29 protein-coding genes are annotated in these 25,988 nt (G+C 53.5%); 25 read left to right on the top strand and 4 right to left on the bottom strand.

Annotation, left to right across the window (positions count from 1 at the left end; translation table 11 throughout):
• Positions 1–17 precede the first annotated feature (17 nt).
• From J2Z70_RS07705 to J2Z70_RS07695, 3 genes are all read left to right on the top strand, one after another.
• Complete coding sequence (locus tag J2Z70_RS07705) at positions 18–767, top strand: metal ABC transporter ATP-binding protein (RefSeq protein ID WP_036731897.1); 750 nt, start codon at positions 18–20, stop codon at positions 765–767.
• A gap of 893 nt (positions 768–1,660) precedes the next feature.
• A complete protein-coding gene (locus tag J2Z70_RS07700; RefSeq protein ID WP_209871185.1) occupies positions 1,661–2,464 on the top strand; it encodes a metal ABC transporter permease in 804 nt (267 codons plus the stop codon).
• Positions 2,465–2,572: 108 nt separating this feature from the next.
• The gene (locus tag J2Z70_RS07695; RefSeq protein ID WP_036698435.1) at positions 2,573–3,286 is read left to right on the top strand and encodes a cytochrome c biogenesis CcdA family protein; all 714 of its coding nucleotides are present in this window, start codon (positions 2,573–2,575) and stop codon (positions 3,284–3,286) included.
• 9 nt (positions 3,287–3,295) lie between these two features.
• On the opposite strand, the gene splB is transcribed toward J2Z70_RS07695, so the two are convergent.
• A complete protein-coding gene (gene splB / locus J2Z70_RS07690; protein ID WP_200869605.1) occupies positions 3,296–4,366 on the bottom strand; it encodes a spore photoproduct lyase in 1,071 nt (356 codons plus the stop codon).
• A gap of 199 nt (positions 4,367–4,565) precedes the next feature.
• On the opposite strand from splB, the gene mntR reads away from it, so the two are divergent.
• The 3 genes from mntR (at position 4,566) to J2Z70_RS07675 (ending at position 7,887) form a co-directional block, all read left to right on the top strand.
• Positions 4,566–4,991, top strand: a complete 426-nt coding sequence (gene mntR, locus J2Z70_RS07685; protein WP_036698430.1) for a transcriptional regulator MntR — start codon at positions 4,566–4,568, stop codon at positions 4,989–4,991.
• Positions 4,992–5,165: 174 nt separating this feature from the next.
• Positions 5,166–6,842: a family 10 glycosylhydrolase gene (locus tag J2Z70_RS07680; RefSeq protein ID WP_209871182.1), complete on the top strand. Its 1,677-nt coding sequence runs from the start codon at positions 5,166–5,168 to the stop codon at positions 6,840–6,842.
• Between the two features lie 64 nt (positions 6,843–6,906).
• Positions 6,907–7,887: a patatin-like phospholipase family protein gene (locus J2Z70_RS07675; RefSeq protein ID WP_209871179.1), complete on the top strand. Its 981-nt coding sequence runs from the start codon at positions 6,907–6,909 to the stop codon at positions 7,885–7,887.
• A gap of 106 nt (positions 7,888–7,993) precedes the next feature.
• Here J2Z70_RS07675 and J2Z70_RS07670 read toward each other — a convergent pair whose 3' ends face one another.
• Together J2Z70_RS07670 and J2Z70_RS07665 are read right to left on the bottom strand one after the other, a co-directional pair.
• The gene (locus J2Z70_RS07670) at positions 7,994–8,332 is read right to left on the bottom strand and encodes a hypothetical protein (protein ID WP_209871176.1); all 339 of its coding nucleotides are present in this window, start codon (positions 8,330–8,332) and stop codon (positions 7,994–7,996) included.
• A 7-nt stretch (positions 8,333–8,339) separates the two neighbouring features.
• On the bottom strand, positions 8,340–9,287 hold the full coding sequence (locus J2Z70_RS07665; protein ID WP_143803754.1) for a DUF1385 domain-containing protein: 948 nt from the start codon (positions 9,285–9,287) through the stop codon (positions 8,340–8,342).
• Positions 9,288–9,493: 206 nt separating this feature from the next.
• Between J2Z70_RS07665 and J2Z70_RS07660 the strand changes: the two genes are divergently transcribed.
• From J2Z70_RS07660 to J2Z70_RS07645, 4 genes are all read left to right on the top strand, one after another.
• Positions 9,494–9,985, top strand: a complete 492-nt coding sequence (locus J2Z70_RS07660; protein WP_209871173.1) for a YqhR family membrane protein — start codon at positions 9,494–9,496, stop codon at positions 9,983–9,985.
• Positions 9,986–10,061: 76 nt separating this feature from the next.
• Positions 10,062–11,132, top strand: a complete 1,071-nt coding sequence (locus J2Z70_RS07655) for a M24 family metallopeptidase (RefSeq protein ID WP_036731914.1) — start codon at positions 10,062–10,064, stop codon at positions 11,130–11,132.
• A gap of 45 nt (positions 11,133–11,177) precedes the next feature.
• Positions 11,178–11,735 carry an elongation factor P gene (gene efp, locus J2Z70_RS07650; RefSeq protein WP_036731916.1) on the top strand — a complete coding sequence of 186 codons (558 nt, stop codon included), beginning with the start codon at positions 11,178–11,180 and terminating at the stop codon, positions 11,733–11,735.
• A gap of 771 nt (positions 11,736–12,506) precedes the next feature.
• Entirely contained in the window at positions 12,507–13,760 is a 1,254-nt protein-coding gene (locus J2Z70_RS07645) for an aspartate kinase (protein ID WP_036731918.1), read from the top strand.
• Positions 13,761–14,151: 391 nt separating this feature from the next.
• On the opposite strand, the gene J2Z70_RS07640 is transcribed toward J2Z70_RS07645, so the two are convergent.
• Positions 14,152–15,018, bottom strand: a complete 867-nt coding sequence (locus tag J2Z70_RS07640; protein ID WP_209871170.1) for a YitT family protein — start codon at positions 15,016–15,018, stop codon at positions 14,152–14,154.
• Positions 15,019–15,263: 245 nt separating this feature from the next.
• Between J2Z70_RS07640 and J2Z70_RS07635 the strand changes: the two genes are divergently transcribed.
• The 15 genes from J2Z70_RS07635 to nusB all read left to right on the top strand — a co-directional run bounded on the left by J2Z70_RS07635 (position 15,264) and on the right by nusB (position 25,921).
• On the top strand, positions 15,264–15,527 hold the full coding sequence (locus J2Z70_RS07635) for a YqhV family protein (protein WP_425355101.1): 264 nt from the start codon (positions 15,264–15,266) through the stop codon (positions 15,525–15,527).
• 82 nt (positions 15,528–15,609) lie between these two features.
• Positions 15,610–16,617 carry a stage III sporulation protein AA gene (gene spoIIIAA, locus J2Z70_RS07630; protein ID WP_209871167.1) on the top strand — a complete coding sequence of 336 codons (1,008 nt, stop codon included), beginning with the start codon at positions 15,610–15,612 and terminating at the stop codon, positions 16,615–16,617.
• Positions 16,610–17,128, top strand: a complete 519-nt coding sequence (gene spoIIIAB / locus J2Z70_RS07625) for a stage III sporulation protein SpoIIIAB (protein WP_209871164.1) — start codon at positions 16,610–16,612, stop codon at positions 17,126–17,128. The genes spoIIIAA and spoIIIAB overlap by 8 nt, the downstream gene beginning before the upstream one ends.
• Before the next feature lie 13 nt (positions 17,129–17,141).
• On the top strand, positions 17,142–17,345 hold the full coding sequence (gene spoIIIAC / locus J2Z70_RS07620; RefSeq protein ID WP_020426549.1) for a stage III sporulation protein AC: 204 nt from the start codon (positions 17,142–17,144) through the stop codon (positions 17,343–17,345).
• A 9-nt stretch (positions 17,346–17,354) separates the two neighbouring features.
• Positions 17,355–17,744, top strand: coding sequence for a stage III sporulation protein AD (spoIIIAD, locus tag J2Z70_RS07615; protein WP_036698407.1), 390 nt, complete (start codon positions 17,355–17,357; stop codon positions 17,742–17,744).
• Between the two features lie 47 nt (positions 17,745–17,791).
• Positions 17,792–19,105: a stage III sporulation protein AE gene (spoIIIAE, locus tag J2Z70_RS07610; protein ID WP_245368067.1), complete on the top strand. Its 1,314-nt coding sequence runs from the start codon at positions 17,792–17,794 to the stop codon at positions 19,103–19,105.
• A 24-nt stretch (positions 19,106–19,129) separates the two neighbouring features.
• Positions 19,130–19,933 (top strand): stage III sporulation protein AF, encoded by an 804-nt coding sequence (spoIIIAF, locus tag J2Z70_RS07605; RefSeq protein ID WP_209871161.1) that lies wholly within the window; start codon positions 19,130–19,132, stop codon positions 19,931–19,933.
• 17 nt (positions 19,934–19,950) lie between these two features.
• Entirely contained in the window at positions 19,951–20,589 is a 639-nt protein-coding gene (gene spoIIIAG / locus J2Z70_RS07600; protein WP_209871158.1) for a stage III sporulation protein AG, read from the top strand.
• A gap of 109 nt (positions 20,590–20,698) precedes the next feature.
• A complete protein-coding gene (locus tag J2Z70_RS07595; RefSeq protein WP_036731932.1) occupies positions 20,699–21,628 on the top strand; it encodes a SpoIIIAH-like family protein in 930 nt (309 codons plus the stop codon).
• Positions 21,629–21,905: 277 nt separating this feature from the next.
• Entirely contained in the window at positions 21,906–22,415 is a 510-nt protein-coding gene (accB, locus tag J2Z70_RS07590; protein ID WP_036698397.1) for an acetyl-CoA carboxylase biotin carboxyl carrier protein, read from the top strand.
• A gap of 56 nt (positions 22,416–22,471) precedes the next feature.
• Complete coding sequence (gene accC / locus J2Z70_RS07585; RefSeq protein ID WP_036731935.1) at positions 22,472–23,815, top strand: acetyl-CoA carboxylase biotin carboxylase subunit; 1,344 nt, start codon at positions 22,472–22,474, stop codon at positions 23,813–23,815.
• Between the two features lie 118 nt (positions 23,816–23,933).
• The gene (locus J2Z70_RS07580) at positions 23,934–24,350 is read left to right on the top strand and encodes an Asp23/Gls24 family envelope stress response protein (protein WP_036698392.1); all 417 of its coding nucleotides are present in this window, start codon (positions 23,934–23,936) and stop codon (positions 24,348–24,350) included.
• A 72-nt stretch (positions 24,351–24,422) separates the two neighbouring features.
• On the top strand, positions 24,423–24,962 hold the full coding sequence (amaP, locus tag J2Z70_RS07575; protein WP_036698389.1) for an alkaline shock response membrane anchor protein AmaP: 540 nt from the start codon (positions 24,423–24,425) through the stop codon (positions 24,960–24,962).
• Positions 24,963–24,977: 15 nt separating this feature from the next.
• Positions 24,978–25,211, top strand: coding sequence for a DUF2273 domain-containing protein (locus J2Z70_RS07570; protein ID WP_036698387.1), 234 nt, complete (start codon positions 24,978–24,980; stop codon positions 25,209–25,211).
• A 260-nt stretch (positions 25,212–25,471) separates the two neighbouring features.
• Complete coding sequence (gene nusB, locus J2Z70_RS07565) at positions 25,472–25,921, top strand: transcription antitermination factor NusB (RefSeq protein WP_209871155.1); 450 nt, start codon at positions 25,472–25,474, stop codon at positions 25,919–25,921.
• Positions 25,922–25,988 lie beyond the last annotated feature (67 nt).

Genomic DNA, 25,988 nt, shown 5'->3' with positions numbered 1-25,988 from the left:
GAAAGGCGGTACTTCACATGCAACCGGTATCCCTGGACTGCCATCAGCATATGATCGAAATACAGGATTTGTCCTTCTCCTACGGGGAACAGAAGGTCATCTCGAATCTGAATTATACGGTAAAAGAACGTGATTTCCTCGGTATCCTCGGTTCTAACGGTGCGGGCAAGACTACGCTGCTTAAGATGATCGTCGGCTTGCTGCCTGCCACCAGCGGGGAAATCAAATTATTCGGCCAGCCGGTGCGGAGGTTCAAGGACTGGGAGCGGATCGGCTACGTTCCGCAGAAGAATGCGTTCAACCCGCTGTTTCCGGCAACTGTCCGTGAGGTCGTATTGTCCGGCCTGTATAACAACAAGAATCTGATCCGGCGGGTCTCGAAGGCCCAGCACCGGCAGTGTGAGGATGCGCTTGAAGTGATGCGGATTCAGGATATTGCCGAGAAAAGAGTCGGCCAGCTGTCCGGCGGCCAGCAGCAGCGTGTCTTCCTGGCCCGTGCGCTGATCAACCACCCGGATCTTCTGATTCTGGATGAGCCTACCGTCGGCATTGACGCCGAGACCCAGGCCGGATTCTTCGAGCTGATCATGCACATGCATGCCCATCATCATATGACCTTCCTGATGGTCTCGCATGATATCGACATGATGAAGAACTACCTGGGCAGCGAGCCGGTCCAGAAGAACGGTAAAATCAACTTCTACTGCCGCCACTCGCATGATGTGCAGGACTGCGCTGTCGATAACCTGCAGCATACGTTGTCCTGATCGTTGAGATTGGCTGATAAGAGGATAGTTACCCTGATCATTTTACGGTTTAACTGCTCGAACCGCAGCCTATTGTATTTTGTACAGTAGATTGCACGAATTTCTGCCCTTTTTGCTCTTCTGTTGCAGTTTGTACATTAGATTTTTTGAAATGGACCTTTTTCCAGCCTTTCTGCCAATATCAATTGTACGAAATACAACAGAATCTGATTATACGCTCAAAAGTGATAGTTCTGTTGTACATTCTGCAATCAGTTTTAAACGTGTGAGGATTACTTTTAACTCCCGCTTGCTGAGGGTTTGCCGTGCCCAGATTAGGGGGAAAGGGTGGGTTAATTGCAATTCGTACAACTAAATCGTCAGATGCGCCGCCAAATCTCTGTTTTGATGTATTTCGTACAATTAAAATGCCTTCGTACCTGGATTTTCGGCCATCCGGGCAAATATAGTTGTACAGAATACAATTAGAAGAGGAAAGCCTTCCGTTTTACTGTTTTTAGTTGCACAGACTACACTTATCTCTGATTATTCGCTACGAACGCAGCTTCATCCTTACTGTATTTATGGAAATAAAATAGTAGAGTGGCATGATAAGGCCAGCAGGTCAAATATATGAGGTGAAAGTCTTGGGACGTAAGTAAATCCCGCCTGCTGTGAAGCGTATCCCGAAGGGAGGCAAAGCGATCCTTCCGCAAACGTCTCTAAGCGCCGCAAATCGGTCCTCACACGCCAATTGCACTTAGCGGGTGTCCAGAGGGCAGAGCCCTTGGGGCCCTCCCTTGGCGAAGGGAGGGTTTGGGAGGGATCGAAAAGGTTTCGAAAAAGCTTTCGAAAAAGGTTTCGAAAAAGCTTTTACCCTAAAAGGTTTTATAATTGTAAAGGAGATATACATCTTGGAAATCCTGTATAGTGATTTTTTCCAGCGGGCGCTGGCCGGCGGGCTGATGATTGGCATTACGGCGCCGCTGATCGGCGTTTTTCTGGTGCTGCGGCGTCTGTCTATGATCGGAGATACGCTGGCGCATGTTACGATTGCCGGGGTAGCGCTGGGCTTTCTGACGGGTTTTTATCCGCTCGGGGCGGGGCTGGTCTTTGCGGTTGTGGCCTCATTTGCGATTGAGAAGCTGCGCAAAGCCTACAAAAGCTACGCCGAGCTGTCCATTGCCATCATCATGTCGGGCGGTGTAGCGCTGGCCTCCCTTTTTTTCACCCTGGGCAAAGGGTATAATGCAGATGTAATGAGCTATCTGTTCGGCAGCATCTATACGCTCAATACTACTGATCTTATCGTGGTGGGAATCGTAACGATTGCCGTTGTGGTCGTCGTAACCTTATTTTTCAAGGAATTCTTCCTGCTCAGCTTCGAGGAGGACGCGGCCAGTGTCAGCGGACTTCCGGTGAAGCTGCTCAATATGCTAATTACGGTGTTAACGGCTCTGGTAATCAGTACGGCGATCAAGATTGTCGGCTCGCTGCTGGTCTCTGCACTGTTGACCATTCCTGTGGCCATTAGTCTGCTGCTGTCACGGAGCTTCAAGTCTTCGGTTATTCTGTCCGTGGCGATTGCCGAGATTGCCGTTATTGCCGGACTGGTCATTGCTGGAGTATGGAATCTGGCTCCTGGAGCAACGATTGTTCTGCTGTTAATTGCACTATTGACCCTAACCCTCATCGGCAAAAAAGGGCTGCCAGCCTAACAAACAAGCGTATAACCGGCCGCCCTTAGCACCAACTACATAATTGTATCTGTACTGCTGCTACATGAAGTGACCCGAGTGACCCCGACTATGGAAGGAGATGCGCCCGTGTCCAACCTGAATGCAGGAATCGCTTTTGCCGCCGGAGTGGCGTCATTCATATCGCCTTGCTGCCTGCCGCTCTATCCTTCTTATCTATCTTATATTACCGGCTTATCGGTGCAGGAGCTGAAGAGTGGCAGCAACAGCAAAGAGGTCCGTCTCCGGACCCTCTCGCATACGCTGGCGTTCATTCTTGGCTTTTCGGCAGTGTTCTATACGCTTGGCTTTGGAGCCGGCTTGTTCGGTGAATTCTTCAACGGCCAGCGGGATCTGATCCGGCAATTATCGGCGATCCTTATTATTGTCATGGGGCTCTTCCTGCTGGGCGTCTTCCAGCCGCAGTTCCTGCTCCGGGAACGCAAGCTGGAGCTGAGATGGAAGCCTGCCGGGTACCTGGGCTCCTTCATCTTCGGCATCGGGTTCTCAGCAGGCTGGTCGCCCTGCATAGGTCCCATTCTAACCGCTATAATTGCGCTATCGGCCAGTGATCCGGGAACGTGGTTTACGATGATTACGGCATACAGTATCGGCTTTGCCCTGCCGTTCTTTGGACTGGCCTTTTTCCTGGGCGGGGCGCGCAAGATCCTGAAATACTCCAACCTGCTGATGAAGCTGGGCGGCGGGCTGATGGTATTCATGGGCATCCTGCTGTTCACCGACCAGATGTTCCGCATTACGATTTGGCTGCAGGGCATCACGCCGCGCTGGCTGATTTTCTAACTCAAGGACTTAAGTGAAATAATCAATAGCTGCTTCCGGAAAATGTTCAAAAATCCGCTCTGTGATGAATTCGCGCAGGGCGGTTTGCTGTTCGTCCGGGTAGACATATTTGTTCTGTCCCCATTTGCCCCATTTCTTCTTGCGCTTCTCGATGTCCATCTCCAGCTTCGACTTCGGATAACGCTTCTCGATGACGGTCTTGGCCGTCTTGGTGAAGCGGTGCTGGATCATTTCAAAGGTCAGCCCTTGGCCAATCCCCGGCGGCAGGGCATGCGCCAGCTTCTCTAATAGCTCGCTGTAGCCTTCTTCCCAGCCGTCATGCCAGATAATAGGGGCAATGATGAAGCCCAGCGGATACCCGGCACGGGCGATCTGTCCGGCGGCCTCAATCCGTTCCTCGAAGCGTGAGGTGGCCGGCTCGAAGTTCTTGATCACATAGTCGGCATTCACGCTGAAACGCACACGGGTATGACCGTTATGCTTCAGCTTAAGCAGCGGCTCGACATGCTGGTATTTGGTCACGAAGCGCAGCCGCCCGAGCGGCTCCTCCGCCATGAATTCGATCAGTTCCGTCAGCGAGCCGGTAATATGCTCAAGGCCGAGCGGATCTGAGGTACAGGCCGCTTCGAACGTCGTGATTTCCGGGGAACGCTCGGTGATGTATTTTTTTGCGGCATCGATGATGTCCCCGGTGTTGACATAGACACGGATGTAGGGCTTCGCTCCAAGCGTAGTCTGCAGGTAACAATAATGGCAGTGGCCCATGCACCCGGTGGCAATCGGAATCGCATAATCGGCCGACGGCTTCGACTGGTCAAAAGTGAGCGTCTTGCGCAAGCCGACCACAAGCGTCCGTTTGGCGATTTTGTATTGCTCGACTTCTGTCTCGCCCGGCAGATTGGTAATCCGGTTATGCGAGGTGGTCATGCGGTAGGGAATATTGCGGGACTTGACCCATTCCATAATCCGCTCCCCTTTGGGATAATTCAGCGCATCAGGTTCAAAGAAGACAAGCTCTGGGATGAACAGGCCGGTAGGCTTGCGCGTTCTTTTAGCAGGAGGGCGTTCGGGTGTGACTATGCTCATAATTTCACGCTCCTTAGGGATGAGGATACCGTTATTGTGCCAATCCTCAGGCGAATGGAATCATGGTAAACATCACTAAGCGGGGAAGCGGATGACCGGCAGGACTTGCCAAGGAGCGGCAGAAGCATGTATCATTGTTAGAGCAAGGCCCGGTCCCACCGTTACGCTCATTATAGAAAAGAGGTAAGCTAGAATGCCAACACCCAGCATGGAGGATTATTTGGAGCGCATATATAAGCTCATCGACGAGAAGGGTTATGCGCGGGTCTCGGATATTGCCGAGGGGCTGGAAGTCCATCCCTCCTCTGTGACCAAGATGATCCAAAAACTGGATAAGGACGAATATCTCATCTATGAGAAATATCGTGGGCTTGTCCTAACAAGCAAAGGAAAAAAAGTGGGGAAACGTCTTGTGGACCGCCATCAGCTGCTGGAGGAGTTCCTCGGGATTATTGGGGTACAGCAAGAGCATATTTATAAGGATGTTGAAGGCATTGAGCATCACTTGAGCTGGGATTCCATCACCCGGATCGAAACGCTGGTGGAGTATTTCCGCCGGGATGAAGCGCGTGTGCAGACCTTGTACGATATTCACCATGAGATAGCCAGCGATTCATAAACGTGGCTTTTTTTGTTTGATTAGCGCAACCTTTCCAGTTTTTTTACGTCAAAACGGATACCGTTCCTTTTTCACTAAGGAAGGATTCCGTTTACAAAAGAACGGCCTTCTCCCTGACCCAAGGACGAGAGGGCTATTTTTTTGTCTATACAACTTCAAGACCTGGGAGGAATTATGAATTACCGTAAATGGATCGTAGGACTGCTCGTGATTATGCTATGTCTGCCTGTATGGACGCCGGGTGTGCGCGCAGCTTCTGTGCAAATCACCATTGAACTGGATGGAGAGACGCTGAACCCGGATGTGCCGCCGTATATTACACGTACTAATGTTACGATGGTGCCGGCTGGAGTGATCAGCCAGGGACTGGGGGCCGGTGTGAAATGGGATCAGACCAGTAAAACAGCAACCATAAGCAAGGATAATAATGTACTGCAGCTGACCAGCGGCAAAACAAGTGCTATCGTTAACGGTACAGCCGTCCGTCTGGATACTTCTGTGCAGATCACACAGGGGCGGGTCATGGTGCCGCTGCGGTTTGTAAGCGAGCAGCTTGGGCTTCAAGTACTCTGGGATCAGGCTACGAAGCATATCTCCTTATATTCCGGCATGGAGATCGGCGGCCCTTCTACACCTGTGACGCCGACAGTTCCGTCAGTGCCTACACCAACTGTACCTACGCCATCTGTGCCAATACCAACGGTACCGTCACCAACCGTACCTTCCATTCCTGGTGCCAAGACCAGTAAGGCGATGAAGGGCGCCTGGGTATCCACCGTGTATAATCTGGATTGGCCCTCAACGTCTTCGGCAGGTAATCCCGACAAGCAGAAAAAGGAGTTCGACAGCCTGCTGGACAAGCTGAAGGCGGCCGGGTTCAATAGTGTATTCGTCCAGGTCAGACCGTCTGGAGATGCACTTTATCCTTCTCAGATCGTGCCCTGGTCCAAGGTGCTTAGCGGGACTCAGGGTAAGGAGCCCGGCTACGACCCGCTGGCCTATATGGTTAGCAGTGCCCACAGCCGGGGAATGCAGCTGCACGCCTGGTTCAATCCGTTCCGGGCTACGACAGACGCTTCTACCAGCAGTCTAGCCCCTAACCATGTAGCCAAGCTTCATCCGGACTGGATCGTCAAGGCGGAGAACAAGCTGTACATAAACCCGGGAATTCCGGAAGCTCGGCAGCATATTATTGACACGGTGATGGAGGTGGTCAGAGGGTATGATATCGACGGGGTACATCTGGATGATTATTTCTATCCGTCCAATGTAGCTTTTGCCGATGATACGGCCTTCAAGACCTTCAATACACAAGGGATTAGCAGCAAAGGCAACTGGCGGCGGGATAATATCAACCAGTTCATCCGTCAGCTGGGGCAGGAGATTCATGCAGCCAAGCCGTCCGTTTCTTACGGGGTCAGCCCGTTCGGGGTATGGCGCAACAAAAAAGCGGACAGCACCGGCTCAGATACTACAGCAGGGGTGTCAGCCTATGATGACATGTATGCGGATGTGCGCACCTGGATTCAGAGCGGCTGGATCGATTATGTTGCCCCGCAGGTCTATTGGAGCCTCTCCTTCAGCGCCGCCCGTTATGATAAGCTGGTGGACTGGTGGGTGAACGAGGTTAAGGGAACGAAGGTTAAGCTGTATATCGGTCTTGCCTCCTACAAGGTAGGGGATACCAAGCAGACTGCGGAATGGCAGAGCGGAGATCAGATTATCAACCAGCTCAAATATAATGAGAAATACGATGAGGTGGCTGGCAGCATCCTGTTCCGGGCGAATGATATTGTGGTCCGTGACCCGTACGGGCTAGCCAGTCTGCTCAGCTTCTATTTCAAGAGTTAAGTCATGAATAGTCCCCCGTGCTCATAGATAACAATACATTCTATGGAACGGGGGTTTGCCATGTATGGAGATTAACGCGGTATTTGAAGGCGGGGGAGTCAAAGGAATTGCCCTGGCAGGTGCGGTGGAGGCGACGGAACGCGCGGGCCGTACCTTCGGGCGGGTAGCAGGAACCTCTTCCGGTTCGATCATTGCCTCGCTGCTGGCAGCGGGGTACAGCGGAGAGACCATGAGCCGGATTATCCGGCGGACACCGTTCACCTCCTTCCTGAAGCGGGGAGCGCTCTACAACACCGCTTTCGTTGGGCCGGCCTTGCGTGTGCTGCTCAAGAAGGGGCTGTACTCAGGCCAGGCGCTGGAAGCGTGGATACGCAACCTGCTGCTGGAGCAGGGGGTTGTTACGTTCCGGGATCTGCCGCGCGGCAAGCTGCGGGTGATTACATCAGATATCACCAACGGGCGGATTGTGGTGCTGCCAGATGATCTGGTGCTGTACGGGATCGAGCCTGACAGCTTCGAAGTTGCCAAGGCGGTGCGGATGAGCTGCAGCATTCCTTATTTCTTCGATCCGGTGATCCTGCGGCTGGCTGGAGAGGCGGCCCGGGGGAAATCGTTCAGCGGGCAGCTGGTCTATATGGTGGACGGGGGAGTGCTGAGTAATTTTCCGCTCTGGCTGTTTGATGAGAAGAAGGACGGCTTCCTCTCGCCGCTGCGCAGGACACCAACCATAGGCTATCAGCTGATTGGGAAGACAGCTCCGCAGCCGCATCATATTACGGGTCCGTTCAGCATGCTGGAGGCGATGGTGGAAACGATGCTCTCCGCGCATGATGAACGGTATATTGAGACGGATAAATTCGTTCGTACGGTCAAAATCCCTACGCTGGGCATCTCCACCACCGAGTTTCATATCACGCAGGCACAGACGGACGCCTTGTATACGGCGGGCATCGCAGCCGGAGAAGAGTTCTTCGCTAACTATCGTCCGGCACCGCCGTCCTACACCAGGAGGGCACCCCTTCAGGCCGCAGGTCCAAGACGGTAACAAAACCACAACATATAAATTCTTATCTTTCCAGAAAAAAGGCATCCCCACGTGATGAAATCACGTGGGGATGCCTTTTGCAGCTCTGCTTCGTTACATTCAGTATTCAGTGATATTTGGGCAACTGATCGTCATTCTTACCCTTACTGCCTTCGATGACCTGGAAGGGATAGCTTTTGCGCTTGCCCGGTGAGCCAGTGGTCTTGCGGATGCCGGCAACCTTGGACATCGTCTTGGCCGAAGGCTTAACCTTAGTGCGCGGACGTCCGGGTCCGCCTCCCATTCTGCCGGGGGCTACCTTGTAGGCGTAATACAACAGTCCCAGCAGAATCAGGGGGAAGATGAAGAAGGACAGGGCCGCCAGGCCGCGTGCCATAATATCCAGCACCAGGCCCCATACGGCAAGAGCTGTCGTAATCCAAAATATCAAAGCATGTCTGATCATTGGCTAATCATCCTTTCGCAGGATCCAAAATGCCGCCTGACACACTTGCCTCCGAATATCCTTTTGCTTCAATTGCAGCGTCCAGCTCCCGCATCCGGTTGAAGGAAGCGATCGACACCTCTACCATATCGTCCTTAGGTTCCTTGGTAGTCAACAGCTGCAGCCACAGGCCCGGGTATCCCAAATACTTAAGGCCGGGAATATCTCTTACCGCATTCGTGCCCTTCAGTACCTCGAACGAGATTCCGATGACCACCGGTAAAAGAACGATACGCTGAAGCACCCGTTCCATCAGGGAATCCCACGGGACGACCGAGTAGATAATTACACCGAGGATAATCGTCAGCATCATAAAGCTGCTTCCGCAGCGGTAATGCAGACGGCTGTATTTCTGTACGTTCGCTACGGTCAGCTCTTCACCGGCTTCAAAGGCGCTGATGACCTTGTGCTCAGCTCCGTGATATTGGAAGAGCCGCTTGATCACTGGCGTCTGCGAGATCGCCCAGAGATAGACGAGCAGGAGAATCAGCTTGATGCCGCCTTCCACAAGGTTGTGCAGAATATAGTTGTCAAATACATTTTTGAACAAAAAATCTTCTACGAATACCGGGACCAGCGTGAAAATCAGCTTACCGAACAGGAAAGACAGAATCCCCATTATAGCTACGCCGAAGATCATTCCTAGGCTCCAGCCTTCGTCCTTCTTCTTGTTCTTCGCCTGCTGCTTGGCAAGCTCTTCCGGCTCCGTCTCATCCTCGGCATAGGATTCTGCCGAATAGTTCAGATGCTTCGAGCCTTTGGCGCTGGAATCTATAATACTGACAATGCCGCGAAGCAGCGGAATCTTGCGCAGTTTAAGGACCCAGCTCTTATCGCTCTTCGGCACCTCCAAAAATGTAATCTCCTGATTCTTTCGTCTTACGGCTGTTACGTTGACATGCTTGCCGCCGAACATGACGCCTTCGATGACGGCTTGGCCGCCGTAACTGGGAGTTTCCTGGGACAACCAATTCACCTTCCCGTATATTGATATGATTTATATAATACATTGTAACTAATTTTTAAACACATTACTAGTTGGATTGCCGTTAGCTGTACATACTAGCTGTAGAGAGCGGAGTGGAAACCGGATTAACCCCATACCGAAAGAGAGGGAGCTCTATGAGTTCTTCAAGCAAGCCTAAGAGTGTCCAGACGAATCCTTTTTATTTCTCCATTGAACTGGGTTATTTCGCCGGTTTAATCTGGGGAGGGTTGCACTGGCTGATGTATGTTCTGCACTTCACTAAGGTCATTCCGGGATTTTTGGCGGAGCCCTTTTTCAAGCATGAATTTCTGCTGACCCCTGCCGGGTATCTGCTCGGATATTTATGCTTCATTGTACTCTCCGTATTAGCTTCCCTGATCTACGTGTTTATTCTCCGGAAGCTTAACGGACCTTGGCCTGGGATGATATACGGGGTGCTGTGGTGGTCGGTCCTGTTCCTGGCTTGCTCGCGCTTATTCCTGCTCCAGCCGCCGTTCAAGCTGCCGTGGGACACGGTGATCAGCGAATTCTGTCTCTTCCTGCTCTGGGGATTATTCATCGGATATACAGCGGCAATCGAGTATACGGATGAACGCAAACGCGAACAGCAGACGAAGCTGGCCTAGGCCCTTCGAAAAAACTTCTCAGTTGGCCTGCCGCTATGGTAAAATACAATGTGGCTATTTCGAGAGGAGAATGAAAATGGGCAACAAGCGCGTCTCCAAGCTGCGTAAGGTTCTGCAGGAACTGGGACTGGATGCGATGTTAATTACCAGCGGATATAACCGCCGCTATTTGAGTGGGTTCACCGGCTCCTCCGGGTACGTACTGGTTACCGGTGATGACAGTTATCTGCTGACGGACTTCCGGTATATGACACAGGCCTCGGAACAGGTGAATGGCCTCAAGGTGGTACAGCATGACTCGAAATTCATTGACACCGTGCGGGAACTGCTGCCGAAGGGCGGACAAGTCCGTGTCGGCTTCGAGCAGGATGATGTGACCTTCAGTGCGTACACCGCTTATGCGGAGGCTCTTGCCCCGGCAGCCATGGTACCGGTATCGAAGGCTGTTGAGAACCTGCGCATGTTCAAGGACGAGGAAGAGCTGGCTGTGATGCAGCGGGCTGCCGATCTGGCAGACGCCACCTTCAGTCATATCCTGAATGTGATCAAGCCGGGCATGACGGAACGCGATGTCGATCTGGAAATGGAATTCTACATGCGTACGCATGGTGCAACTTCGTCTTCGTTCGATACAATCGTCGCTTCCGGTGAGCGTTCAGCTATGCCGCATGGTGTAGCGAGCAGCAAGGTTATCGGGAACAACGAATTCGTCACCTTCGATTTCGGCGCGCTCCTGGACGGTTACTGCTCCGATGTGACCCGCACGATTGCTCTGGGATCACCGGACCCTAAGCTGAAGGAGATCTACGATATTGTGCTTGAAGCGCAGCTTCATACGCTGGCGCATATCAAGCCCGGCATGACCGGCCGTGAATGTGATGCCCTGGCCCGAGATATCATCACCCGCTACGGGTATGGTGAATACTTCGGCCACAGCACAGGCCATGGTCTCGGGATGGAAGTACATGAATGGCCGCGCTTGTCCAAGCTGGCGGATGAAGTCATCCAGCCGGGGATGGTTGTCACTGTGGAACCGGGAATCTATCTCTCGGGCCTTGGCGGCGTACGGATTGAAGATGATATTGTCATTACCGAGAGCGGCATCACGCTGCTGACACATTCATCGAAGGATTATTTGGTACTGTAAGACACTATCATTCAGTTCATTTATGGATTCCAGGAGGGATTTTTTGTGATTTCAGTTAACGATTTTAAGACAGGCCTGACCGTAGAAGTAGAAGGGGACATCTTCACCGTCCTAGATTTCCAGCACGTGAAGCCGGGTAAAGGCGCAGCCTTCGTCCGCTCCAAGCTGAAGAACCTGCGTAACGGCAATACGGTTGAGCGCACGTTCCGTGCCGGTGAAACCATTGGCCGCGCCATCATCGAGAACCGTGGTGTACAGTACCTGTATGCAAGCGGCTCTGAACATGTGTTCATGGACAACGAGACTTATGACCAGTTCGAATTGACAGCCAAGCAGCTTGAATGGGAGCTTAACTTCCTCAGAGAGAACATGACCGTGAATATCGTCAGCTACCAGGGCGAAATCCTCGGGATCAACCTGCCGACCAGCGTAGAGCTGAAGGTAACTGAGACCGAACCGGGCGTGAAGGGCAACACGGCTCAAGGCGCGACCAAAGCCGCTGTTCTGGAGACCGGTCATACGGTCCAGGTACCGCTGTTCATCAATGAAGGAGATGTTCTTCTGGTCGATACCCGCGAAGGTAAATATATCTCCCGCGCGTAGAGCCTTTTTGGATTTCAGATGTAACTTGAGGGCCTCCCCGCTTGATGCGGCGGAGGTCTTTTTGCTGTGTCAGGCTGGGAGAGAAGGAAGAAGTGAAGGGAAAGGGGATGAAAATGATGAAAGGGATAAATCCCTCTGATATAGTGGAATGTTAGCTGAATGGGGGGATTAAAGGGATAAGTCCCTCAGATTTGCAGAAAGCGTACGGCATAATGGGAAACAAAGGGATAAAGCCCTCTGACGGACGTCTCCGGTGGGGCGAATATGGAGTGTAGGTGAGTAATAAGGAGCATTAGTGCCCCTGAATTGGGCCGAAGCGGGCTGGATGAGCGAATAAGGAGCATTAGTGCCCCTGAATTGGGCCGAAGCGGGCTGGATGAGCGAATGAGGAGCATTAGTGCCCCTGAATTGGGCCGAAGCGGGCTACATGAGCAAATGAGGAGCATTAGTGCCCCTGAATTGGGCTGAAGCGGGCTGGATGAGCGAATAAGGAGCATTAGTGCTCCTGAATTGGGCCGAAGCGGGCTGGATGAGCGAATGAGGAGCATTAGTGCCCCTGAATTGGGCCGAAGCGGGCTGGATGAGCGAATGAGGAGCATTAGTGCACCTGATTCCGGCCGTGCGGGTTCGGGGTTAAGGCCGGGTTCATCAAAAATGGGCACTTTATTTTGTGAAACCATTAACGCATGTTATGATTTTCGTATTATACTGTGTTAAAGCATTAACCAAAATTTAAGCTACTTTAGAGCGAAATAGGGAGTGAATGGAACTTTGTCACTTTATGTCATGAAATTCGGGGGCAGCTCCGTCGGCGACATTGAACGTATGAAGCGGGTCGCCGGGCGGATCGCAGCCAAGCAGGATGAAGGACATCGCTGCGTTGTGGTGGTCTCCGCTATGGGAGATACCACAGATGATCTGATCGATCAGGCGAATCAGCTGAACGGTCAGCCCCCCGCACGCGAGATGGATATGCTGATGACTACAGGGGAGCAGATCTCCGTAGCGCTTCTGTCGATCGCGCTTCACGGGATCGGCCGGAATGCCGTATCCTATACAGGCTGGCAGGCCGGGTTCCGCACCGATGAGACCCACGGCCGGGCACGGATCAGTGAGATTGTTCCGCGCCGGGTGCTGGAGTCGCTGGAGCGGGAGCAGATTGTGATTGTAGCCGGCTTCCAGGGCATGACGCTGGATGGCGAGATCACTACGCTGGGCCGAGGAGGCTCAGATACGACAGCGGTTGCGCTGGCTGCAGCCATCAAGGCGGATGTCTGCGAGATTTATACCGATGTAGACGGAATCTACTCTACTGACCCGCGGATTGTGAAGACGGCGCGCAAGCTGAAGGAAATCTCCTATGACGAGATGCTGGAGCTGGCGAATCTCGGGGCAGCCGTGCTGCATCCGCGTGCCGTGGAATATGCCAAACGATATCAAGTGAAGCTGGTCGTAAGATCAAGCTTTAACCATAATGAAGGTACTGTGGTGAAGGAGGAAGCAAGCATGGAGCAAGGTGTAGTAGTTAGCGGAATTGCCTATGATAAAAATGTGGCCCGGATCAGTATTCTGGGAGTTCCAGATGTGCCGGGGGTACTCGCCCAGGTATTCGGCAAGCTGGCCGATGAAGGTGTGGATGTCGATATTATCGTGCAGAGCGGAGTGCAGAACAAGACGGCTGACTTCTCCTTCACTGTAGCGCTTGGAGATCTTGTGAAGGCCAAAGAGGTCATCGAAGGGCTGCACAGCGTATTGCCTTACCGTGAAGTGACTTCCGAGGACAGTCTGGTCAAGGTGTCGATTGTCGGCGCCGGGATGGTCAGCCACCCGGGGGTTGCCGCCAAAATGTTCGAGGTGATCTCGAATGAAGGCGTGAGCATCAAGATGGTGAGCACTTCCGAGATCAAGGTATCCTGTGTGATTGAATCCGGCAACCTGCAGCAGATCATCCAGGCGCTGCATACCGCCTATAACCTGGATACACAAGAGCAAGCCTTCGTTGGAGGTCCACAGGACCGCCGCTAAGCCGCTGGATAGTCAGTTACAACAATACATCGGGGATGTTCTTCAGCTGGAAGGCTGGCGGGCATCCCTGTTCGGCGTATGGCGGCTGGGGAGTCCTCTTCGGATTAGGGAAAGTCCTGTACATGCCCGAAAAAGGCTAGGTGGTCTGAATGTATGCCAAAAACCGAATACATTACGCCTACGAAAGGCTAAATGAGCCGGACCTGTACCGACGTAAGCGTCGTAAAGCGGTTTATGTATAAGATAAAGACACAGTGAACAACCGCTCCCTTAATCTTAAGTTAAAAAGAGTGCTGTTACCCGCAAAAGCGGAGAACAGCACTCTTTTCTTTTGCCGCAAAATATGTTGCTTGCCTGACGTTCCGGCGGGTGGCAGCAAGCTCGCTCCTGGTTAGCTCAGCCGCCGGAACCTGCCCATAATCTCCACGGTCTCCAGCACGTTAACGAAGGATTTCGGATCGGTCTCCAAAATCGTCTTGCGCAGATCTGCCAGCTCATAGCGGGTGGTTACGGTCATCAGCATCGTATTGCCTTCGTGACTGTATCCGCCCTCGGCGTTCACAACCGTGATGCCGTGCGGCAGACTGGTCAGCCGGTTCAGCATTTTCTCGCGCTCCTTCGTGACGATGAAGCAGGTCAGCTTGATATGGCGGATGTGGATCATGTCCACCACCCGGCTTTTGACGAAGATACAGAGCATCGCGTACAGCGCGGAATCCCAGCTTTTGAAGAAGCCCAGACACAGAATGACGAGACCGTCCATGACGAACAGCACGGTGCCCATGGGAATATCCCGCTTGCGGGTAATGATGGAGCCGAGAATGTCGAAGCCCCCGGAAGATCCTCCCGCCCGCAGAGAGAAGCCAACCCCTCCCGCAATAATCACCCCGCCGAAGATACTGGCCAGAATCGGGTCCTTGGTAAGCTTCACCACAGGGATCACGTTCAGGAACCAGGTGGTGGAGAGTACAGACAGCATGCTATAGCAGATGTACTTTTTGCCCACGGCGACGAAGCCCCAGATCAGGATCGGGAGATTGATGGCGAAATAATACAACGAAATATACTTTGGATGGGTCAAATACCCGATGATGGAAGCTGTCCCGGCTACACCGCCGCTGAGCAGCTGATGCGGAATCAGGAACAGGCGGAGCCCGGCTGCTACCAGAAAGGCTGAAAATACAATGATAGCTACCTCTTTTACCTGTCTGCCTATCGTTCCTGATACAAGCGGTACTACGAAATTACGAACTTGCATGATTGTGATCCCCTTCTTTGCTCAGTTATCTTTGGATGCGGAAAAATTAATTTTATCATACCGATGATATTTTTTTATGGAGGGCGGCACTATGATATCTTTCACACCTCCTGAAATCTGTGCTAGTATCCCCATTTCTTCTTGTCTAAAGTCGCCCCCTTCCGCATATCCATGGATAACAGCTTGTTTGATTTGCAGTGAAATGGCGGGCGGGCCCATAGATTTGGAAAAGGGAGATGGGATATTTGGACAAGTATGTAAGCTGGATGTCGGCCCTGCGGCTGCTGTCTGGCAGTGTAGAGATTGCGGCGGCTTTGATTATGCTGAAGCTGAATCAGGTGGATAAGGCACTGGCTGTCAATTCGGGACTGGCGCTTGTCGGCCCTACGATTCTCATTCTGACTACGGCTGTGGGCCTTACAGGGATGGCAGAGCAGCTGTCCTGGGGGAAGCTCGGCTGGATTGGCTGCGGGGTGGCTATTCTCTTATTCGGGATTCTCAAGAAATGATAGATGATAGGCATAAAGCATAAGTACAAGCATAAATATGAGATAAAGCTATTTAGTAGAGGACAGCTTGGGGGGACCTGGTATGGCAAATGACTGGCTTTTGTTGTTTCCCGAAAAAGTAAGAGCGCTGCTCGGCGGCCTCCCCGCTGCGCTCCTGGACAAGGTGGAGGAGATTCGCGTCCGTGAGGGACGGCCGCTAGAGATCAACTATTCCGGCAAGTATCATTTCATCGGTGCCGGCGGCACCCTGACCCAGCTTCCCGGCGAGGCTTACCGGCCGGACCGGGAGGATACGCACCGGCTGCTGGACCTCATCAGCAATCATTCCCTCTATACGATGGAAGAGGAGCTGCGCAAGGGCTTCATCACGATTCCCGGCGGACACCGGATCGGTCTCTGCGGCCGGACGGTGCTGAGCGGGGGCGGCGTGGAGCATCTGCGTGATATTACCGGCTTCAACGTGCGGATTGCCCGTGAGGTGCACGGCATCGCCGACGGCGTACTGCCGTATCTGCTGGACCGGGGGCGGCAGCGTGTGATGCATACGCTGATTCTGTCCCCGCCGCAGCATGGCAAGACCACGCTGCTGCGCGATCTGGCCAGGCAGCTGTCGGCAGGTACAAGCGGCGGCCGGGAAGGCAGCCGGCCGGGGCTGAAGGTCGGCATCGTCGACGAACGCTCTGAGATCGCAGGCAGCCGCCGGGGAATTCCGGCCTTCGATGTCGGGCCGCGTACGGACATTCTGGACGGCTGCCCCAAGGCGGAGGGCATGATGATGATGATCCGCTCCCTGTCGCCCGATGTGCTTATCGCCGATGAAATCGGCCGCATGGAGGATGCAGAGGCGGTGACCGAGGCGCTGCACGCCGGGATCTCGGTGGTCGCTTCTGCGCACGGCAAGGAAGTGTCCGAGCTTGCCCGGCGGCCCGGACTTGGCGGGCTGCTGGAGCACCGGATGTTCGAGCGGTATGTGATACTGCACCGCGGAGCCTCTGGCTTGTCCTTCCGCATTCTGGACGCCCAGAAGCGGGCTCTGCTGCTGGTCTCGCCGGAGCAGCAGCCGGTGTCAGGGGGTGACCGCCATGCTTAAGCTGCTTGGCGCGGTACTGATCGTGCTGGCGGGAACCCTGGCCGGCTTCAAGCGGGCGGCCCAGTATGCTGACCGGCCGAGACATATCCGGGCCTTGATTGCAGCGCTCCAGCGGCTGGAGACCGAGATCCAGTACGGCTACACGCCGCTGCCGGAGGCGCTGCGCCGGATTGGAATGCAGACGAAGGAGCCGCTGCGGGCCTTCTTCCTTAAGGCGGCGGAGGAGATGAACCCGCCGCATAACTACAGTGCGGAAGAGGCCATCCGGCGGGCGATGGAAACCCACTGGAGCAGCGCATCGCTGCGGGGCACGGAGAAGGAGATCATCCGGCAGCTTAGCTGCACGCTCGGAACCAGTGACCGGCCGAATCAGAGCACGCATATTGCACTGGCTTTACAGCAATTGAAGCAGGAGGAGACAGCGGCCAGAGAAGATCAGGGCAAGTATGAGAAGGTGAGTAAAAGCCTGGGTCTGCTGCTTGGAGCATTGATCGTCATTTTGATCTTTTAGCGAGGTGCCAGGAATGAATATTGAAGTCAACGCGATCTTTCAGATTGCCGGCATCGGCATCATTATCGCCATGATCCATACGGTGCTTAAGCAGATGGGCAAAGAGGATATCGCCCACTGGGTAACGATTGTCGGCTTTATCATCGTCCTGTTCATGGTCATCCGGATGCTGGATGGGCTGCTGCAGGAAATCAAAACGATTTTTCTTTTTCAGTAGGCTGAGGTTATGGAAATCATTCAGATTGTGGGAATCGGCATCTTGGCGACGGTCCTTATCCTCGTCCTGAAGGAACAAAAGCCGGTATTCGCCTTCCTGCTGACCACTGCGGCCGGCATCCTGATCTTCCTGTTCCTGATCGGCAAGATCGGAACGATTCTCGGTACGCTGGAGCGGGTGGCGGAGTCCTCCGGGATGGAAATGATCCACATCAAAACCGTGTTCAAAATCATCGGCATCTCCTATATCGCGGAATTCGGAGCGCAGATCGTGAGGGATGCCGGGCAGGAATCGATTGCTTCCAAGATTGAGCTGGCCGGCAAGGTGCTGATCATGGTGCTGGCTGTTCCGATTATCAGCATTATTATTGAAACGGTCATGAAGCTGCTGCCAGCCTGATACAGCGGACATGCCGGACAAGTTGGAGTAGAGCGGAGGTGAGGGGAATGCAGGAGCATAGTATTTTTCGGCCGCCAAAAGGGGTAAAAGCGCTCCTGCTTCTGCCAGCTCTGCTGCTGGTGCTCCAGCTGCTTCTGTTGTGTGGAAGCACGGCTAGTGCGGCAAGTGTTGCGAATGCTGCAAGCGCGGGAAGTGTGGCAAGTACTGCAAGCGGGTCCCCTGTTCCTTCAGCTCCGGCTACAGGCGGCAGCGGAGGCCCTACGTCTCCTGTTGACCAGTGGGTGAAAGGGCAGGTGGAGCATCTGCCAAAAGATAAAGTCGAGTCTTACTGGGACCAGCTGATGAAGGATTACGGGGGATTTTTCCCGGAGGGACGGACACCTTCCTTGATGGATATGCTGCTGCCGGGAGATAAGGGCTTAAGCTTCAAAAGCGTATTGTCCGGCCTGATGAACTTCATGTGGCATGAGGTGCTCTACAACGGCAAGCTGCTGGTCACGATTGTGATGATCAGTGTGCTGAGTATGATTCTGGAGACGCTTCAGACCGCTTTTGAACGGAAATCTGTCAGCAAGATTGCTTATATGCTCTGCTACATGGTGGTGCTGGTCATCGCCGTTAACAGCTTCAATGTCGCTATCGGCTATGCCAAGGATGCCATTGACCGGATGATCGACTTCATGATGGCTATGATTCCGCTGCTGTTCGCGCTGCTGGCCTCAATGGGCAATATCGTCACGGTGTCGGTGACCCATCCGCTGATCGTATTCATGATCCATACCGTAGGCACGCTGATTCATACCCTGGTCTTCCCGCTGCTGTTCTTCTCGGCGGTGCTGCATTTGGTGAGCGCCATGTCAGAGAAATATAAGCTGACCCATCTGGCGAATCTGCTGCGCAATATCGGGGCCGGGCTGCTCGGAGTGCTGCTGACGGTGTTCCTCGGCGTGATCTCCGTCCGGGGGATTACCAGCTCGGTTACAGACGGAGTGACAATACGCGCGGCCAAATATATTACAGGGAATTTCGTGCCGGTGATCGGTAAAATGTTCGCGGATGCTACGGACACGGTCATCTCGGCCTCGCTGCTGGTGAAGAACGCCATCGGGCTGTCGGGAGTGATCATTATCCTCTTCCTGTGTGCGTTCCCGGCAATCAAAATTCTGATCCTCGCCCTGATCTACAATCTGGCCGCCGCCGTTATGCAGCCGCTGGGCGAGACACCGATCGTGACCTGCCTGCAGACGATCGGCAAAAGCATGATTTATGTCTTCGCGGCGCTGGCCGCCGTCTCGCTGATGTTCTTCCTGGCGGTAACCATTATGCTGACTGCGGGCAATGTCACCGTGATGATGCGCTAGAACGAAATGATAAGGAGGTGCGCCATGTCCTGGCTCAGCAGTTGGCTCCATGAGCTGATTCTCGTCGTGCTGATGGCTGCATTCGTGGAGATGCTGCTGCCCAGCAAATCCATGGAACGCTACGCCAGACTGGTGCTCAGCCTGCTGGTTCTGCTGACAATGCTAAGCCCGATAATCTCTCTGCTGAAGGGGGATGCCAGCAAGGAGCTGACCGTGGCGATGCAGCAGCAGGAGAGAAGCGGGGGGCTGCTGAACAGAGCGGAGGGCGCACCGGATTCGCTGGACAAGATTCTGGCGGACGGGCGGATGCTGGCTGCCGGAGCCCGCGACCAGAGCCTGAAGCTGGCTGCCGAGGAAATCGCCGGCCAGATGCGCGACCAGATTGCCGGGAGCACCGGGCTCGGCGGGGTGAAGGTAACGGTGGCCCTGGCCATGGGCCCGAATCCAAATGCGCCGCTCGGCGAGGAGGTGCCGCTGATCTCCTCGGTCACAGTAGCGCTTCCGCCGGAGCAGAGCGCCTCTGGAGGCGCTGTCCAGGGTGGGGGCGCATCATCCCTCCCGTCAGCCGGGCCGATACAGATTAACCCTGTGGAGCCGGTCCAGGTCAGCCTGGAAGGCAGCGGGGGAGAGGGTGAAGCGCAGGAAGCGTCATCCTCAGGTGGTGGTTCGGCTCCGGCGTCCTCCTCTTCCGGGAGCGGCACTGAGGGAGTGCAGGAGACCCAGGCGGAAGAAGCCGGAACAATTATCCAGCTGCTGGAGAAGAACTGGAACCTGGACCCCGCTCTGATCAAGGTGCAAAGCAGCGGGGGCGGTACCGTGAAATCATAATTGAAGGAGGGAAATCAATGGGCAATTGGCTGAAAAAGCTGGAGCAGTGGGCCGGTGGCGGGGGCGGCAGCCCGAAGCGCAGCCACACCTTCCGCTGGCTGATCATTATCGGCCTGCTGGGTGTTGCAATTATGCTGTTCAACTCCTTCGTGAATGTGAAGAAGCTGGACAACGAGAACACAGGGCGTGAACCGCCGGACAGCGGGACCTCGCAGACAGTCCTGCAGCAGGAGACCGGGAGCGCGAATTCTTTTGACAGCATCGAACTGGCGATGGAGAACCGCACGAAGGAGATTCTGGAGAAAATCGTGGGGGTCGGTACTGTGGATATCATGGTCACCGTAGATTCCACAGAGGAGATTATCGTGCAGCGCAATATGAACGACTCGCAGCAGCAAAGTGAAGAAACAGATGCCAGCGGCGGTAAACGCCATACCACACAGTACACCAGGGACGGCCAGATCGTCACTTACAGCCAGTCAGGGAACGAGGCTCCGATCATCACCAAGCGGGTGAAGCCTCAGGTACGGGGAGTGCTGGTGGTCGCCAAAGGGGCAGAGAACAAGGTCGTGCGCAGTCTGATTGAGCAGGCGGTTGAAAAAGGGCTTAACGTACCGGTCTACCGGATTTCTGTTGTCCCGCGCAAGCAGGAATAGGCATGTCTCCGGCAACCCCGGCATATGCTTTAACAGAAGAGGCTTGTACGATGCACACGACTCAGAGACGACAAGAGGGCTGGCAACAAAATTATAGGAGGTATAAACAATGAAGGGCAAAAGACAAACGATTTGGCTGGTTTCTATGCTCAGTTTGATGGTAGTGCTCTCTGCATATTATCTGTTCACGGAAGATACGGGGGCTCCCATCCCCAAAGAAACCGCAGGCAGCATCCAGGTGGACACTATAAAAGACGGAACGGGCGGCGGAACCGCGACTACGCTGGACAGCGGACTTGTCATCAAAGAGGTCAGCACGGACAAAGGAATTGCAGTAGGAACCGTGGATGACAGCAGCAAGACCACCAAGGATGAAGCGGCATCGACAGTGGCAACGGATGACAGCACGACTCCGGCCGTGATAGATGACAGCAGTGTGGTTGCTGACAGCAGTAACACTGCCAAGGATACAACTGCTGCAACGGACAAGGCGGCCACTACTACGGCTGATAAAGGCAAGGATACGGCTGGCAGCAAGGATACCAAGGAAAATAAGGACACCAAGGATGCCAAGGATACTAAGGACAGCAAAGACAGCAAGGATACGTCAGCCGCTGTAGACAAGACTCCGGCAAAGGACGACGAGGCGATTCTGGATGAAGTTGCTTCGCAGAGCGTATCGGCGAGCAGCCTGTTCACGAACTACCTGTACGAACGCGAACAGAAGAACCTGAAGGATCACAATGATCTGCTGGCGCTGATTAACGATATGGATAAGACACCGGCTGAGAATGCAGCAGCCCAGGAGCAGCTCAGCAAGCTGGAAGAGAAAGAGTCCAAGATCACTGGGATTGAAGAGAAGCTTCAACAAAAATACGGTGAGGCCATTGTGAAAGAAGAAGCCGGTGATGCCTACACGATCGTGGTGCTTAGCGATAAGCTGGATGTGAAGCAGGCGGTCGGCATCGTGGATTTTGTAATGAAGGAACTGAGCGTTACCCAGGACAAGATTAAGGTCCAATACGTCTCGGAGCAGTAAGCCGGCTGAATAAAATCAGGGAAAATAGAATAAAATGCCGAAAGAGCCCGGGCGCGTCCCAGGCTCTTTCCATTTCTAGCGTTTGTGATATAATACATAAAGTTATCGATGCATAGAAAAAGAAGATTACGCAGGCAGCGGTTACACAAGGTAGCGATTCAAGAGAATTACAGAGCAGACCCGCGTTATGGGTATGCTTGTCAGGACGGATATCGTACCCTGCTCAGCCAGCGTCCCAAAATGGCTTCGAGAGAAAGCTGAAGGAGTGAACTACCCAATGTTCAAGTTAAGCGAGATTAAGGAATTGATTCAATTGCTGGACCAGACTTCCTCCGTGCACGAGCTGGAGATTGAAAGCGAAGGTATGAAGCTGGCTATCCGTAAACCGGATCGCTCTGAAGCTGAAGGAACAGTAATTCAGGCGGCTCCTTATACCTACCCCTTTACGCCAGCCCCGCAGCCGCAAAGTCCGCAGATTATTGCCCCTCAGGCTGTTAGTGAAGTTCCTGCTGCGGCGCAGCAGCCCGCAACCTCCGCTGAAGGCGCATTACATAAAATCGTCTCGCCGATGGTTGGGACCTTCTATAGTGCCGCTTCACCGGAGACGCCTTCCTTTGTTAATGTCGGAGACCGGGTGAATGAGAAATCTACGGTCTGCATCATTGAAGCGATGAAGCTGATGAATGAGCTGGAAGCCGAAGTGAAGGGCGAGATTGTCTCTGTCCTGGTTGAGAACGGCCAACTGGTGGAATACGGTCAGCCGCTGTTTCTGGTGAGAGCGGAATAATTGCCGCGAGAATGAAGAGGAGCTTGCAAGCTTCGCTAAACTTTGGGAGGAAACGCATGAACATTCAAAAAGTGTTGATTGCCAACCGCGGCGAGATTGCGGTCCGCATTATCCGGGCCTGCCGCGAGCTGGGTATTGCCACCGTGGCTGTCTATTCGGAGCCGGACCGCGATTCCCTGCATGTACGTCTTGCGGATGAGGCGTACTGTATCGGACCGATGCCCGCCAAGGACAGCTATCTGAACTTTACTAATATTATGAGCGTTGCCACGCTGACGGAATGCGATGCTATTCACCCCGGCTATGGCTTCCTGGCCGAGAACGCGGATTTCGCCGAGATCTGTGAATCCTGTAACATTACCTTCATCGGCCCGTCTCCGGATGCGATTACCCGGATGGGCGACAAGGCTGTTGCCAAAGAAACGATGAAGCTGGCCGGAGTTCCGATTATACCGGGCTCGGACGGGATTGTCGGTGACTTAGAGGAAGCCGTGATGCTCGGCCGTGATATCGGGTACCCGCTTATCGTCAAAGCTACGGCAGGCGGCGGAGGCAAGGGCATCCGCATCGCCGAGGATGAAGAGTCACTGGTGAAGCAGATTACCGCTGCCCAGCAGGAAGCGCAGAAGAATTTCGGCAACGCCGGAGTCTATTTGGAGAAATTCCTGACCGGCATGAAGCATGTGGAGATTCAGATCATCGCCGATAATCACGGCAACGTCGTCCACTTGGGCGAGCGTGACTGCTCTGTGCAGCGCCGCCGCCAGAAGCTGATCGAAGAAGCGCCTTGCGCCGTACTTACCCCGGAGGTCCGCGATGCGATGGGCCAAGCGGCGGTACGGGCTGCACTGGCGGTTAATTACTCGGGGGCAGGTACCCTGGAATTCCTGCTGGGTCCTGACGGACATTTCTATTTCATGGAGATGAATACACGGATTCAGGTGGAGCATCCGGTAACGGAGATGGTCACCGGCGTCGATCTCATTAAGGAAATGATCTCAGTAGCGGAAGGTAATCCCCTCTCCTTCACCCAGGAGGATATTGTGATCAACGGCTGGTCGATTGAATGCCGCATTAATGCCGAGGACCCTGAGCGTAATTTCATGCCGTCTCCGGGCAAAATCGGCTTCTATCTGCCACCGGGCGGATTTGGGGTGCGGGTCGACAGCGCGGCGTATCCGGGCTATACCATTTCACCTTTTTATGACTCCATGATTGCCAAGCTGATCGTCTGGGCACCGACCCGGGAAGAGGCTATAGCCAAGATGAAGCGTGCACTGGCTGAATTTGCGGTGGAGGGCATACATACCACCATTTCATTCCACCAGAGACTGCTGGAGCATCCGGTGTTTTTGGACGGGAACTTCGATATCAAGTTCCTTGAGGAGTATGAAGTTTAGGACGGCTTCTCATGGTTTGTCATAAAGTTCGTCAAATGATATAGTATGTTTAATAAGAGGCGTACTGCCCGCTTGAAGTGCCCCTACAACTTTTTTGCTGGAAAGGTGTGAAGTCCAAATGAGTACATTGCCGACAGAATTTGAACGTACGGAAATCGGTGAAATCCAGATCGCTCCAGAGGTGATCGAGGTTATCGCCGGTTTGGCAACCGTTGAGGTGAAAGGTGTGGCCGGAATGAGCGGCGGTTTCGCCGGCGGAATCGTGGAGCTTCTCGGACGCAAGAACCTGTCCAAAGGGGTTAAGGTTGAGGTTGGACAGCGCGAGGCTGCGGTGGATGTGTCCGTAATTATCGAATACGGCTACCGTCTTCCGGAAGTGGCTGCTGAAATTCAGCGCAATGTTAAGCGTTCCATCGAAACCATGACCGGTCTGACCGTTGTGGAAGTGAACGTTCATATCCATGATGTGCAGTTCAAAAGCAATACAAGCATTGACAAGAGCGAGGACACGGATGCGGTTATCCGCGTGAAGTAAGGGTTCAGTTCTTCCATAAACCCCCGACAGTGCGTCGAGGGTTTACCTTAATTTAAGGAGGTTGTGAGACTCGTGGCCAAAATTCTGGACAGGCTTCTGCTGTTCCTGTACAGCTTAAGCATTGGAATACTATCTGTAACTGCCATCCTCCTCTTAAGCGGTGTCATTCCGGACAAGTATGAGATTTCGGACGGACCGGCGGTCTATATCGCTGCGATCTCGGTGGCGGTCATTCTGTTCCTGCTGAGCATCCGCTTCTTCTACATCTCCCTGCGCCGCGACCGCGCTTCCCTGCCGTCTGTGGATCAGCGTACAGAGTATGGGGATATTCAGATCTCAATGGAGACCATTGAGAACCTGAGTCTGAAGGCTGCGGGCAAAGTGAAGGGCATCCGCGACCTGAAATCGCGCATCCGTGTCTCACAGGCGGGTCTTGAGATTATGATCCGGGCGGTCGTCGACGGCGAGCATTCACTGCCGCTGCTTACTACGGATGTACAGCGCCAGGTGCATGATTTCGTACAGGAGACAACCGGAATTCCGGTTGCAGATGTGTCTGTATACATTGCTAACCTCACACAGGCACCAAGCTTCAAAAGTCGAGTGGAATAGAGGTGAGTTTCCCTTATGTCCTGGAGAGAAGTATGGGAAAGTCACGGGGGTAGAATTACCGGAGTTGCCTTCGGTGTCTTTCTCGGATTGATTTATCTGATTAGCGGTTTTTGGGATATGCTGTTCTTTGCACTGGTAGTGTTCATCGGATATACGTTCGGCAAACGAAAGGATACCGCGCAGGGTCCCCTGTTTCAATGGCAGGAGATCGCAGAGCGGCTGTCCGGACGCTGGCGTCCCTTCAAATGAACCGCGATAGTCTTTCTCCCGGAAGCCTGGAACCCGTTACTTTGAGTTGCTGACCTGCGGAAGAAAGGCTGCGCGGTTTTTTGCTGAAAAGGCAATATAAATTGCCCGGAGTGGGCTTTTTAAGAAAATTAAGGGTATAAATGCTCCTATATCAGCCTATGCGGCTGTTTATGTGAGGAAATGTAGTATAGAAGCTGGTCCGGTTATAATCGTTGTAATCTGTAACACCAAAACAAGAGGTTAGTTCGTAGGAGGAACACATGAAGAGACGTTTAGCGAGAGAAATTATTGTACAAAGCCTGTACCAGATGGAAATGAACGATGTAGAGGTTACCGAAGCGGTTGACATGCTGATTGAAGAAGCGGCAGATGAGAATGAAATCGAGCGCGTTATTACAGATGAGATTGAACTGAAGGCATATGTAGTTACGCATGTCAACGGCGTGTGGGAGCACAAAATGGCGATTGACGATATGCTGGAGCATTATCTCAAGGGCTGGCAGATGAGCCGCTTGTCACGTGTAGACCGTCAGATTCTGCGTCTGGCTACCTTCGAGATGATCTTCGCCAGCGATGTGCCGGCCAAGGTGTCTGTCAATGAGGCGATTGATCTGGCCAAGCATTTCGGCACAGAGGATTCCGGTAAATTCGTAAACGGTGTTCTCGGCAAAATGATTCAGGATGTGGACACGCTTAGAGCTGAGCTGTAGTTCAGCTTCAGCTTCAGATTCAGGTTGAGCAGCATGCGGCAGTAACAGGCTTATAAGCCTTCAATAG

Source organism: Paenibacillus silagei (assembly GCF_017874735.1).
Lineage (GTDB): Bacteria > Bacillota > Bacilli > Paenibacillales > Paenibacillaceae > Paenibacillus_AQ > Paenibacillus_AQ silagei.
Note: the sequence above shows the minus strand (reverse complement) of the source record. Positions and strands in the feature narration are given on the sequence as shown.